This is a genomic window from Streptomyces sp. NPDC092369, from assembly GCF_044755245.1.
Taxonomy (GTDB): Bacteria; Actinomycetota; Actinomycetes; order Streptomycetales; family Streptomycetaceae; genus Streptomyces.
Genome location: NZ_JBIVQP010000005.1, coordinates 299,323 through 311,495, shown reverse-complemented (window position 1 = coordinate 311,495; position 12,173 = coordinate 299,323). Strand labels below are relative to the sequence as shown.

Annotated in this window: 9 protein-coding genes, 2 tRNA genes and 1 pseudogene; 5 read left to right on the top strand and 7 right to left on the bottom strand. The window is 69.5% G+C overall.

Going from position 1 to position 12,173, the window contains the following annotated elements:
* Positions 1-106: 106 nt before the first annotated feature.
* The gene (locus ACIQI8_RS29730) at positions 107-640 is read right to left on the bottom strand and encodes a peptidylprolyl isomerase (RefSeq protein ID WP_402356752.1); all 534 of its coding nucleotides are present in this window, start codon (positions 638-640) and stop codon (positions 107-109) included.
* A gap of 253 nt (positions 641-893) precedes the next feature.
* Here ACIQI8_RS29730 and ACIQI8_RS29725 point away from each other — a divergent pair, with 253 nt between their 5' ends.
* Together ACIQI8_RS29725 and ACIQI8_RS29720 are read left to right on the top strand one after the other, a co-directional pair.
* Complete coding sequence (locus ACIQI8_RS29725) at positions 894-1,598, top strand: DUF5324 family protein (RefSeq protein ID WP_402356749.1); 705 nt, start codon at positions 894-896, stop codon at positions 1,596-1,598.
* A 315-nt stretch (positions 1,599-1,913) separates the two neighbouring features.
* Positions 1,914-2,549 (top strand): annotated as a pseudogene (locus ACIQI8_RS29720) (ScbR family autoregulator-binding transcription factor); the annotation flags it as partial.
* A gap of 122 nt (positions 2,550-2,671) precedes the next feature.
* Here ACIQI8_RS29720 and ACIQI8_RS29715 read toward each other — a convergent pair.
* Positions 2,672-2,744, bottom strand: a tRNA-Ala gene (locus tag ACIQI8_RS29715).
* A gap of 181 nt (positions 2,745-2,925) precedes the next feature.
* Between ACIQI8_RS29715 and ACIQI8_RS29710 the strand changes: the two genes are divergently transcribed.
* Both ACIQI8_RS29710 and ACIQI8_RS29705 read left to right on the top strand, forming a co-directional pair.
* Positions 2,926-3,474: a DNA-binding protein gene (locus ACIQI8_RS29710; RefSeq protein WP_123998951.1), complete on the top strand. Its 549-nt coding sequence runs from the start codon at positions 2,926-2,928 to the stop codon at positions 3,472-3,474.
* 487 nt (positions 3,475-3,961) lie between these two features.
* Complete coding sequence (locus ACIQI8_RS29705) at positions 3,962-5,638, top strand: serine/threonine-protein kinase (RefSeq protein WP_402356746.1); 1,677 nt, start codon at positions 3,962-3,964, stop codon at positions 5,636-5,638.
* Between the two features lie 30 nt (positions 5,639-5,668).
* On the opposite strand, the gene ACIQI8_RS29700 is transcribed toward ACIQI8_RS29705, so the two are convergent.
* Together ACIQI8_RS29700 and ACIQI8_RS29695 are read right to left on the bottom strand one after the other, a co-directional pair.
* Positions 5,669-7,105, bottom strand: coding sequence for a hypothetical protein (locus ACIQI8_RS29700; RefSeq protein ID WP_402356743.1), 1,437 nt, complete (start codon positions 7,103-7,105; stop codon positions 5,669-5,671).
* A gap of 231 nt (positions 7,106-7,336) precedes the next feature.
* Positions 7,337-7,465 carry a DLW-39 family protein gene (locus tag ACIQI8_RS29695; RefSeq protein ID WP_003999697.1) on the bottom strand — a complete coding sequence of 43 codons (129 nt, stop codon included), beginning with the start codon at positions 7,463-7,465 and terminating at the stop codon, positions 7,337-7,339.
* Positions 7,466-7,794: 329 nt separating this feature from the next.
* Between ACIQI8_RS29695 and ACIQI8_RS29690 the strand changes: the two genes are divergently transcribed.
* Positions 7,795-8,160 carry a DUF6344 domain-containing protein gene (locus ACIQI8_RS29690; protein WP_402356740.1) on the top strand — a complete coding sequence of 122 codons (366 nt, stop codon included), beginning with the start codon at positions 7,795-7,797 and terminating at the stop codon, positions 8,158-8,160.
* A 348-nt stretch (positions 8,161-8,508) separates the two neighbouring features.
* On the opposite strand, the gene ACIQI8_RS29685 is transcribed toward ACIQI8_RS29690, so the two are convergent.
* The 3 genes from ACIQI8_RS29685 to gyrA all read right to left on the bottom strand — a co-directional run bounded on the left by ACIQI8_RS29685 (position 8,509) and on the right by gyrA (position 12,155).
* A tRNA-Ile gene (locus ACIQI8_RS29685) sits at positions 8,509-8,585 on the bottom strand.
* A gap of 135 nt (positions 8,586-8,720) precedes the next feature.
* Positions 8,721-9,545: a DUF3566 domain-containing protein gene (locus tag ACIQI8_RS29680; RefSeq protein WP_402356737.1), complete on the bottom strand. Its 825-nt coding sequence runs from the start codon at positions 9,543-9,545 to the stop codon at positions 8,721-8,723.
* 18 nt (positions 9,546-9,563) lie between these two features.
* The gene (gene gyrA / locus ACIQI8_RS29675; RefSeq protein WP_402356734.1) at positions 9,564-12,155 is read right to left on the bottom strand and encodes a DNA gyrase subunit A; all 2,592 of its coding nucleotides are present in this window, start codon (positions 12,153-12,155) and stop codon (positions 9,564-9,566) included.
* Between the last annotated feature and the right edge of the window lie 18 nt (positions 12,156-12,173).

Genomic DNA, 12,173 nt, shown 5'->3' with positions numbered 1-12,173 from the left:
CGCCTCGCCCATCTTTACGGATGAGCGAAGCGTTTGGTTCCTGCCGTACGGGGTTCCCGTCCTGACAGAGGTCCTGACAGGCCCCCTGTCAGGGGGCTGCCGAGAGTCAGCTCTCGCGGGTCTCCACGACGACCGTCTCGATGACGACGTCGTCGAGCGGGCGGTCGGTGCGCGGGTTGGTCTGCAGGGCGGCGACGGTGTCGACGACCTTCTGACTGGCCGGGTCGGTGACCTCGCCGAAGATGCTGTGCTTGCGGTTCAACCAGGTCGTGGGGGCGAGGGTGATGAAGAACTGGGAGCCGTTGGTCGCCGGGCCCGCGTTGGCCATGGCCAGCACGTACGGCTTGTTGAAGGAGAGGTCCGGGTGGAACTCGTCCTCGAACTGGTAGCCGGGCCCACCGGTGCCGTTACCCAGCGGGTCGCCGCCCTGGATCATGAATCCGCTGATCACCCGGTGGAAGATCGTGCCGTCGTAGAGCTTGTCCGAGGACTTCTCGCCGGTCTCAGGGTTGGTCCACTCACGCCGGCCCTGGGCGAGCTCGACGAAGTTCCGGACCGTCTTCGGGGCGTGGTTCGGCAGGAGCCGGACTTCGATGTCGCCGTGGTTGGTCTTCAGGGTGGCGTAGAGCTGCTCGGCCACGATCTGCCTTCCGTTGTCTTCCTTGTGCCGCCCCGATCCTCCCACGCCCCGTGCCCTGTTCGCGGAAATCGGCCGAGTGCCTCCAGGGCGGGGGCACTCGCCGTCGATCCGTGGCATTGTCGACGACAAGCTCCCGTTGCACCGCATTCATCCTCTATTGGACTTGGCCAACATGCCCCGGGGTGTGCTGGCAGGCATGATCCGTAAAAGGGTGGAAAGTCGAATTACATACGCCACCGAGGAGGAGGAACCAGTGACCCGCATCGACAGCGTGCGTGCCGCGACCGGTTCGGCGAAGGACAGCGTGCTGCACGCCGCGGAAGTGGTGGCGCCCTACGCCGACACGGCCAAGGACAAGGCCGCCCACTACGCCCAGGAGGCCCGCGTCCGGCTCGCGCCCAAGGTCTCGCTCGCCGCCGACCAGGCCCGCGTCCAATACGACGCCCACCTCGCGCCGCGCCTCGAACAGGCGCGCACGCATGTGCCGCCCAAGGTCGACCAGGCCGCCCACGAAGCCGCCGTCCGTACCCGGCAGGCCGCTCGCCAGGCCGCCGACTACTCGCGCCCGCGGATCGAGCAGGCGGTCGCCGCCGCCGGGCCCGTCCGCGAGGAGGCCACCGCGCGAGGGGCGGCCGCACTGGCCGCGCTGCGCGGACAGGTCTCGCCGAAGGAGATCCGCAAGCTGGCCCGCAAGCACCAGCGTCGGGCGCGGGCCGGTCGGGCCGCGAAGACCCTGCTGGTGGTCGGCGTGCTTGCGGGTGGCGCCTTCGCCGCCTGGAAGTGGTGGGACAAGCAGGCCAACCCGGACTGGCTGGTCGAGCCGCCCGCGGCGACCGAGGTCCCCGAGAAGGGGCGGCTGACGTCGGTGGACGGCAGCGTCGGCGAGGCGGACCTCGACCCCGAGGTACGGGTCAAGGAGGCCGCGGAAGAGGCCGCCCAGCGTGACGAGGGCCGGTAGACGTTCGATCGACCCTGACCTGGGGCCCCCGGCGCGGTTGCCGGGGGCCCTTCGTCGCCCTCGGAACAGGCCGGATAAAAAACGGGCTGAGCGGTTTCTTTATGCGCCGAACCCGGGCGTCCTCCCCGTCCATGGATGACGTATACACGGGAAAAGGGCCCCACGGAACGCCCCATCCCGGGCACGGTCACCGCTCGCGACCTGACGAAACAGACCGCGGGGTTGGGTAGAGTGCTCGCCACACCCTGTGAGTCGGCGATTCGACGAGGCGCCGCCGGCACGGAACGACGGAACGCACGCCTCGAAGGGGACGACATGGCCAAGCAGGCCCGCGCTGTGCAGACCCGGCGCTCGATCGTGGAGGCCGCGGCGAGCGTGTTCGCCGAGTTCGGCTACGAGCGGGCGGCCACGTCGGAGATCCTGCGCCGGGCCCACGTCACCAAGGGCGCGATGTACTTCCACTTCCCGTCCAAGGAGTCGCTCGCCCAGGCGGTCATGGACGAGCAGACCTCGCTGGTGAACGTGGAGCCGCAGCTCTCGCCCCTGCAGTCGGTCATCGACAACACCCACCGCTTCGCCCACGTGCTGTGCCACGACGCCCTCGCCCGGGCCGGTACGCGACTGTCCGTCGAGGGCGTGTACGTCGGCGGCACACACCCGTGGGGCGAATGGTTCGACCTCACCACCCGGCTGCTGGCCGAGGGGCAGGAGCAGGGCGAGGTGCTGGCGCAGATCGACCCCCGGGAGACCGCCGAGTTCGTCGTGGCCGCCTTCACCGGCGTCCAGTTGGTCTCCGAGGCCGTCAGCAGGCGGGCCGACCTGCGGGTCCGGGTCGCCGGGATGTGGCGCCACATCCTGCCGTCCATCGCCCACCCGGCCACCATCGCCCGGCTCCGCCCGGAGGGCGCGACGGAGGTCGCCGAGGCCAAGGAGTCCAACGAGGACGAGGACGCCGGGGTCCACGCAGGTACCGCCTGAGTTTCACGGCGCTCGAGAACATACGAGAACGCACGAGAGCGTACGAGAAAACCCCGCCCGACCGCGTTTCCGCAGGTAGGACGGGGTTCTCGCTGTGGAGCCTAGGGGAGTCGAACCCCTGACATCTGCCATGCAAAGACAGCGCTCTACCAACTGAGCTAAGGCCCCGGAAAGGTAGCGCCCGCCGGAGGAAACCCACACCGGTCGGCGCCGCAGACCAGAGTACCGGGTCACCCCCCGTATCTCGCAAAAAGATTGGGGGTCCCCGCTGGCGACCACTCTCCGTAAGATGCTCGGCGTGGTTCGCGACAGCGAACCACCGTACTTGGGGAAGCGATGGGGAGACGCAATGGACGCCGCACAGCAGGAAGCGACCGCAAGAGCGCGGGAACTGCAGCGGAACTGGTACGGGGAGCCGCTGGGGGCGCTCTTCCGTAAGCTCATAGAAGATCTCGGCCTCAACCAGGCCAGGCTCGCGGGGGTGCTGGGCCTGTCCGCGCCGATGCTGTCACAGCTGATGAGCGGTCAGCGGGCGAAGATCGGCAACCCGGCCGTCGTGCAGCGGGTTCAGCTGCTGCAGGACCTGGCGGGGCAGGTCGCGGACGGCAGCGTCAGCGCCGCCGAGGCCACCGAACGCATGGAGGAGATCAAGAAGTCCCAGGGGGGCTCGGTGCTCAGCAACACCACGGCCACGACGAGCAGTTCGGGCGCACCGACGGTCAAGCGGGTGGTCCGCGAGATCCAGTCGCTGCTCCGCTCGGTGGCCGCCGCCGGCGACATCATCGATGCCGCCGACACCCTCGCCCCGACCCACCCGGAACTGGCAGAGTTCCTCCGGGTCTACGGCGCCGGCCGCACCTCGGACGCGGTCGCGCACTACCAGTCCCACCAGAGCTGACCCGGGAGCCCGGTCGCCGAAGGGGGTTCGGCAGCCGGGCCGACGGCCACCGGCCGAGGAGGACACGAGACGGGGGCTCGGGTCACGGGGGTCCGGGTCACGGGGGTTCGACTCACAGGGTTCGGGTCACGGGGGTTCGGGTCACGGGGGCTCGGGTCACGGGGGCTCGGGTCACGGGGGTTTCGGAATACGGGAGCTCGGGCCTCGGGGGAGGCTCGAAACACCGAGGCTCGGTGCATGGAGACAAGGACCACGCGGGGCGCGGTGCACGGGGGCGCAGGAGCGCGGGGGCACGAGAGGGTCGTATCACTCATCACCGGCCATCACAGGCCATCACCGGCCGACATCGACCATCGCTGACCTTCGCCGACCACTGTTGACCATCGCACGACCGAGAAACCGCGCGAGAGGGAGTCGTATCGCTCATTGAAGGGGAGGTGAGGGGGAAACAAGGGGGAAGCCGTAGGGGGAGGAGCGACGCACAGCCATGGGTGAGGTCTTCGCCGGACGGTACGAACTGGTCGACCCGATCGGACGCGGTGGGGTCGGCGCCGTCTGGCGTGCCTGGGACCACCGCCGCCGCCGCTATGTGGCCGCCAAGGTCCTCCAACAGCGCGACGCACACGCCCTGTTGCGCTTCGTCCGCGAGCAGGCCCTGCGTATCGATCACCCCCATGTGCTCGCGCCGGCCAGCTGGGCCGCCGACGACGACCAGGTCCTGTTCACCATGGACCTGGTGGCTGGCGGCTCGCTGGTCCACCTGGTGGGGGACTACGGCCCCCTGCCACCCGCCTTCGTGTGCACGCTGATCGACCAGCTGCTGTCAGGTCTGGCCGCCGTGCACGCCGAAGGCGTCGTGCACCGTGACATCAAGCCCGCCAACGTGCTCCTCGAAGCCACCGGCACCGCCCGACCGCGCCTGCGGCTGTCCGACTTCGGCATCGCCATGCGGCTGGGCGAACCGCGTCTGACGGAGACCAACCTCGTGGTGGGAACGCCCGGTTATCTCGCGCCCGAGCAGATGATGGGTTCCGAACCGGACTTCCCCGCCGACCTGTTCGCCGTCGGTCTGGTCGCGCTGTATCTGCTGGAGGGCGCGAAGCCGGACGCCAAGGCCCTCGTCCAGTACTTCGCGGAGTACGGCACACCGAGCGCCCCCAAGAGCGTCCCCGAACCGCTCTGGCAGGTCGTGGCCACCCTGCTGCAGCCCGACCCGGTCGCGCGCTTCCGCACGGCCACGGGGGCGCGCAAGGCACTCGCCGCCGCCCGCGAACTCCTCCCGGAGCCCGGCCCCGACGACGAGCTGATCGAGATCTTCGATCAACTCGGCCCTCTCCCACCGGGGTTCGTCCCGGAGGGACCGCTCAAGGCCGCGGCGGGGGTGGACACGGGTTCGTTGACGGGGACCGGTATGGGGACCGGTATGGGGACAAGCTCGGGGACAGGTCCGGGGGTGGCCTCGGAGCGGGGGGCCCTCACGAACCGCGCCCACTCCGACCGAGACGCCCGCACGGGCACCGGCGGCGCCGCCGGCTCCGTAGGCGGAGGAAACCGTCAGGCGCCGTATCGGCCCGGCGATTCCACGACTGACCGGAGCGGGATGGCATCCCGACCGCTGGACCCTCGCCAGGGCGCCGGCACCCAATCGCCGTCCAACAGCTCCTCGCCGTCCGGTACTTCGTCCCCCTCCACGTCCACCCCATCCACCCCGTCCTCCTCCCAACCGTCCAGCATGTCGGACACGGGCAGCTTCCACTTGCCGCCCCCACAGGCCACCGGCTCCTCCCCTGGCACCCCGGCCTCGGCCTCCGCCCCCACTCCACCGACTCCACCGAGTCCACAGGCGCACCCCCGCCAAAGCGCCCATCACCAGCCACACCAGCCGAACCAGCCCGCCCACATCTCCCCCCACGACCCCACGCACGTGCTCTCCTCCCCCCAGCCACTCGTCCAGCCACCCGTCCCGCGTGCTGAACCCTCTACTGCTTCGTACACCGCCCAAGTCCCGCAGGTTCCACCTCCCGCGGAGAAAACTTCGCGCCGGAGCCACCGAGCCACCCGCGCCGCACGCCGTGCCGGCCCACCCGCCAAGGTCGCGATCCCGCTCCTGCTGCTGGCGCTGACCTGCTACGCGGTCGGCTTCTGGGCCCTGACCCAGATCTGAACCGCCGCTCCACTCACCATCGCTGGGGCGTCACAAGGCCCCGGCCCTGCGCCGAGCCACGACGGTCCACGCGCCCAGCCCCACCAGTACCGCCGTGCCGCCGCCGATACCGGCCACGGCGAGAGCCGTCATCGCGGTGTCGCCGCCTCCCCCTGCCCCGCCACCTCCCCCGGCCCAGCTGCCCGCAGGCTCGTCCCGGCCCTGCCCCGCGATCTCGAACATGTTCCGCGGCACGGACTGGCCCGCGTACCCGGGCCCGCCCCGCGCCTCCCCCTTCACCCCGACCCGCAGGCTCAGCCCGAACCGCCCGTCGCCGAAGTCGTCGGCGACGCGCTCGGCGAGATGCACCACCAGGTAGTACGTGCCGGCGAAGCGCATCCCGTTGACCCGGTCGGAGAACGCATAGCGATTGACGTAGTCGACCGGCGGCACCGCGTCGAGGGAGGCGGTCTTCTGGCGGCCGTCGTAGCTGACGCTCGCGTCCTCGACGTCCGCGCGCACGGGGTTGTAGAGAGCGAGGTCCAGCGCGCCGGGCGCGAGCCCTGTGGGGCCGCCGGAGCTGCCCAGTTCGGCGGCGGCGGAGAGCTGTTGGCCCCAGCCGACCGGCACTTCGTAGAAGAGCGTCTGCCCGGGCGCGATGTCGGTGCGCCACACGCCCTGTCCCACGGCGGCGGCCCGGGCGAATCCGGCGCCTCCTGGGCGCTCCTCGGCCTGGCCCGTGGGGACGCTGGGCGAGGCGGAGTCCCACACCTTGGGCGCGCTCGTAGCGCCGACGGCCTTCAGGCGCGGTTCGGTCGTGGGGGCGAGCTCCAGGTCCCAGGCGCCGGGGGAGGTGGCCGTCGTACCGGAACGTTCGACGACGACGTAGTACGCGCCGGCGTCCTCGCACACCGCGTCGCGGGGGGCGGTCGTCCGGGCGCCCCAGGTGGTGATGGGGTGCGGGCTGCGGGACGCGCCGAAGCTCGCGGTCTCGAAGGAGCAGGAGCGGCCGTCCGCGTTCTGCATCCACACCTTGATGCCGGAGGTGACGGAGAGTTCGCCGCCGGTGCGCGGGACGGCCGTGACGGAGACGTACGCGTTCGAGGAGTCGTCGAGGTCGAGGCGGTAGTAGACCTTCGCGCTCTCGGGGAGGGAGCTGCGGTACGTCTTGCCCGGCGCGACGAGGGGCGCGTCCGCGGTGCCCGACGCGCCGTCGACGGGCAGGGCACCCGGCGCGAAGGCGTAGTCCAAAGGGGAGGCGCTGCCCGAGGCGGAGGTGGTGGCCGAGGGGGACGTAACGGTCGACGTCGTGGTCGAGGGAGAGGAGGCGTCCGGGCCCGGTGCGCCGGCCGCCGTCGCGGTCCCCGTCGGCCAGGACGTGAGCCCAGCGGCCGTGCACAGCACCGCCGCGGCGACCGCCACGCGCGCGCGTGCCGACGGACGACCGCGCCGCACTCCGGCACGCCAGCTCGCCGTACGCCGCCCCATCCCGCGTCACCCCTAGTCGTCACGTCGTCACCCGGACCCGCAAGGCCGTGGCCCATCTTGCCCCGCACGGCCGCGTGTCATCCGCGCATTCCGTACGAGCGTCCGAAACGCCCTGCTCCGGCCCCGATGTGACGCCCTCTCCAGCCCCCGTCCCGATGCCTCCGACGCCCTCGGGCAACGCAAAACCCCGACCGCGGGGCGGCCGGGGTTTTCAGTATCGGTTGTCGGTGCTCAGGAACCCGTGGGCACGGAGTCGGTTGCCTCCGTCCACAGGTCCTGCTCGGCGCGATCCGCCTGGATCTGGCGGTACACGAGGAGCCCGCCGATGGCGGCCAGTGCGACCAGGAGAAGCTTCTTCACCGCGCGACCTCGTCTTTCTTTGACGTAGGGGACCTCTGGCGCCCGACTATACACACCGCCCGATATCGATCGGTGACCTGCGTGGGCCCCCTCAACTCCCCTCCCACGCACCCCAATAGAACCGGAGTACACCGCTCCGATCGGAGGGTGATCACACCTCCACAGCCGGTCACTTTGGGTCCTCCCGACGCCTTTTCAGGCTGCTTGCACCCATCCGGGTGGTGTTCATCAGAAGATCGACGCGCCGCGGGCGTCGGTCCACCACTTCGCCGCCTCCATACACATCATGAGGAAAGTACGCAAATCGCCCAACCCGAAAGTGAGGGGCCATGACCCAGAACCAGGTCACGAAGCTGTGGACCGCCATCGTCACCGCCTTCCTGGCGCTGTGCACGACGCTCGGACTCATCACGACGACCGCCGCCGCGGCCGTACCCCAGACCGGGACGACCAGCAACAGCAACAGCAGCGCCTGCACGATGACGTCGGCCACGGCCCACGAGCCCTGGGCCTTCGCCAGGTCACTGCCCCCCACGATGAAGCAGCGCATCCGCGCCGAGGCCCACGGCAAGTCCCCCAGCTGCCGCCACCGCGCACCTGCGGACGCCGACGCGGAGACGGGGACGGACACGGACGCGACGCCTGCAGAGGCGACCTCCGACTCCCTCCAGGACACCGCTCCCCTCCAGCTCTGACGCGCCCGGCCCTCCCCTGACACAACGGCGAACTGGCGAACTTGCGTACCCAATCGCCCACTTGATGACCCTCTGCAGACCCCTGACCGTGAATCGGTCGGGGGTCTCACTGATGGACCAGGCATATACGCAATTACCTTCACGTGACGAACGGAGGACTACGCCCCATTCTTCGCGACCTCCGTCGTGGCGCTCCACGCCTCCCACTCGCCGTTCCTGTCCATGCCCGGACGAGTGGCGGCCCTCATCACGAAACTGGCCTGACCGCGCGCGGGATACCGTCACGGCCCGGCCGATCGGACAGACACGCAAAGACCCCCAACCATGATTGGTTGGGGGTCTTTTGACTGGTGGGGCTAACAGGATTTGAACCTGTGGCCTCATCCTTATCAGGGATGCGCTCTAACCAACTGAGCTATAGCCCCGCCGCGCTCTGCGGTGTGTGTCCCGCGCGCTGACCCCTGAAGATTAGCGCACGACGTGGGCAGTCCCAAAATCGATAGTCGCGGGACCGTCCGCGGAGGTTTGAACCCGTGCCGGGCTCCCCGCGGACGGCCAAGTCACTCGTCCTCGGCGAGCGTCAGCTCGATGCCGCCGACGAAGCCCGCGGAGAGGTTGTAGATGAACGCACCGAGGGTCGCCAGAGCCGTCGCGAGGACGACGTCGATGACCGCGATGACCGACGCGAACGTCAGGACGTGCGGGAGGGACAGGAACGACTGCAGGTCGAAGCCGTTCGACTCGTTCGAGCCGGTCGCCTCGGAGATCGTGCCGCCGACCGTCGAGAAGACACCCATCGCGTCCATCACCATCCACAGCACGGCGGACGCGACGATCGTGCAGATGCCCAGGGCGATGGAGAGCAGGAAGCTCACCTTCATCACCGACCACGGATCGGCCTTCGCCACGCGCAGGCGTGCCTTGCGGATCCGCGGAGTGGTGCGAGCCCCGGTGCGCGGCCGGCGTACCGCGCCGGCAGGCGCGGGGGCCTGGGGCGCGGCCGGAGCCGCCGGGTTCTGGTAGGCCTGCGGCGGGTGGTACGGCCCGGTGGGCTGCTGGGGCTGCTGCCGCTCACCGGGGAGCGGGGAGGCCGGCTGCTGCGGCGGTGCGGGCGGTGCCGCGGCCTGCGAGTGCGGCTGGGCGCCCGGGGCTGCCGGACCCGTCCCAGCCGCGTGCTGCTGGGTCTGCGGCCCTCGGGTGTCCGTCACAGTTCCCCCCTGGGATCCATGAGTGTCGGGCGTACGCGGCTCGTTGGCGGGTGGCTTGATCGCTTTGAGCTGGGTCGTATGCGAGTCCGTCACCTGCGCGGCGGAGCCACGGCCGCCGCCGTCAGTTTCAGTACCCCTGGGGGTACCGGCCGACCCGGCGCCCGTGGCTCCGCTCACGATGTCTCTCTCCTCGTGCTACTCGGAGGAGGGCGACTCGCCCTCTTCCGTGCCGGTGGTCGTGGCGTCCTCGGCGGTATCGTCCACGGCGTCCTCGCCGTCGACTTCCTCCGCCTCGCGCCCCGCCTCGGCGTTACGAGCGATACCGACGACGGCATCGCGCTTGCCCAGGTTGATCAGTTGGACGCCCATGGTGTCACGGCCCGTCTCCCTGACCTCGTTGACTCGCGTACGAATCACACCGCCCGACAGCGTGATGGCGAGGATCTCGTCGAGTTCCTCGACCACCAGCGCACCGACGAGAGAGCCACGGTCCTCGACGATCTTGGCGGCCTTGATGCCGAGGCCGCCGCGACCCTGGACGCGGTACTCGTCGACAGCGGTCCGCTTCGCGTACCCACCGTCTGTGGCAGTGAACACGAACGTACCGGGTCGAACAACATTCATCGACAGAAGTTCATCGCCGGAGCGGAAACTCATGCCCTTGACACCCGAGGTAGCGCGCCCCATGGGGCGCAGAGTCTCGTCCGAAGCAGTGAACCTGATCGACTGTGCCTTCTTGCTGATCAGAAGCAGATCACTGTCGGACGAAACGAGCTCGGCTCCGATCAGTTCGTCGTCGGAACCGTCCTCGCGCTCCCGCAGGTTGATCGCGATCACACCGCCGGAACGGGGCGAATCGTAATCCTTCAGAGGCGTCTTCTTGACCAGACCGCCCTTCGTGGCCAGCACCAGGTACGGCGCTGCCTCGTAGTCGCGGATCGCGAGGATCTCGGCGATCGACTCGTCCGGCTGGAAGGCCAGCAGGTTCGCGACATGCTGCCCGCGCGCGTCACGGCCGGCGTCCGGCAGCTCGTACGCCTTCGCGCGGTACACCCGGCCCTTGTTGGTGAAGAACAGCAGCCAGTGGTGGGTCGTCGACACGAAGAAGTGGTCGACGATGTCGTCTTCCTTCAGCTTCGCGCCGCGCACGCCCTTGCCACCGCGCTTCTGGGAGCGGTAGTCGTCCGTCTTGGTGCGCTTGACGTAGCCGCCGCGCGAGATGGTGACGACGATGTCCTCTTCGGCGATCAGGTCCTCGATGGACATGTCACCGTCGAAGGGCACCAGCATCGTCTTGCGGTCGTCGCCGAACTTCTCGACGATCGCGGCGAGTTCCTCGCTGACGATCCCGCGCTGGCGGACCGGCGAGGCCAGGATCTCGTTGTACTCGGCGATCTTCGCCTGGAGTTCGTCGTGCTCCTGGATGATCTTCTGGCGCTCCAGGGCGGCCAGCCGGCGCAGCTGCATCTCCAGGATGGCGTTCGCCTGGATCTCGTCGATCTCCAGGAGGCCCATCAGGCCCGTACGCGCGATCTCCACGGTGTCGCTGCGCCGGATGAGCGCGATGACCTCGTCGATGGCGTCCAGGGCCTTCAGGAGGCCACGCAGGATGTGCGCCCGCTCCTCGGCCTTGCGCAGCCGGAACTTCGTCCGGCGGACGATGACCTCGATCTGGTGCGCCACCCAGTGCCGGATGAACGCGTCCAGGGAGAGGGTCCGCGGTACGCCGTCGACCAGGGCCAGCATGTTGGCGCTGAAGTTGGACTGCAGATCCGTGTGCTTGTAGAGGTTGTTCAGTACGACCTTGGCGACCGCGTCCCTCTTGAGGACGATGACCAGGCGCTGGCCGGTACGGGACGACGTCTCGTCGCGGACGTCGGCGATGCCGCCGACCTTGCCGTCCTTCACCAGGTCGGCGATCTTCTGCGCGAGGTTGTCGGGGTTGGTCTGGTAGGGGAGTTCGGTGACCACCAGGCACTGGCGGTTCTGGATCTCCTCGACCTCGACGACCGCGCGCATGGTGATCGAGCCGCGACCGGTGCGGTACGCCTCTTCGATGCCCTTGCGGCCGACGACCAGCGCGCCGGTCGGGAAGTCGGGGCCCTTGATGCGCTCGATCAGCGCGTCCAGGAGCTCCTCCTGCGAGGCCTCCGGGTTCTCCAGGCACCACTGGGCGCCCGCCGCGACCTCACGGAGGTTGTGCGGCGGGATGTTGGTGGCCATGCCGACCGCGATGCCCGCCGAGCCGTTGATCAGCAGGTTCGGGAAGCGGGCCGGCAGGACGGTCGGCTCCTGGGAGCGGCCGTCGTAGTTGTCCGTGAAGTCGACGGTCTCCTCGTCGATGTCACGGACCATCTCCATCGACAGCGGCGCCATCTTGCACTCGGTGTAGCGCATGGCGGCCGCCGGGTCGTTGCCCGGGGAGCCGAAGTTGCCGTTGGAGTCCACCAGCGGCATCCGCATCGACCACGGCTGCGCGAGGCGGACCAGCGCGTCGTAGATCGAGGAGTCGCCGTGCGGGTGGTAGTTGCCCATGACGTCGCCGACGACGCGGGCGCACTTGTAGAAGCCCTTCTCGGGCCGGTAACCGCCGTCGTACATGGCGTACAGGACACGGCGGTGCACGGGCTTGAGGCCGTCACGGACGTCGGGCAGTGCTCGCGACACGATGACGGACATCGCGTAGTCGAGGTACGAGCGCTGCATCTCCGTCTCGAGCCCGACGGGCTCGACGCGCTGGGCGATGACGCCCTCTTCAGGCGTACCGGAAGTGTTCTCGTCGGTCATTGCTGGTGGGGATCCTTC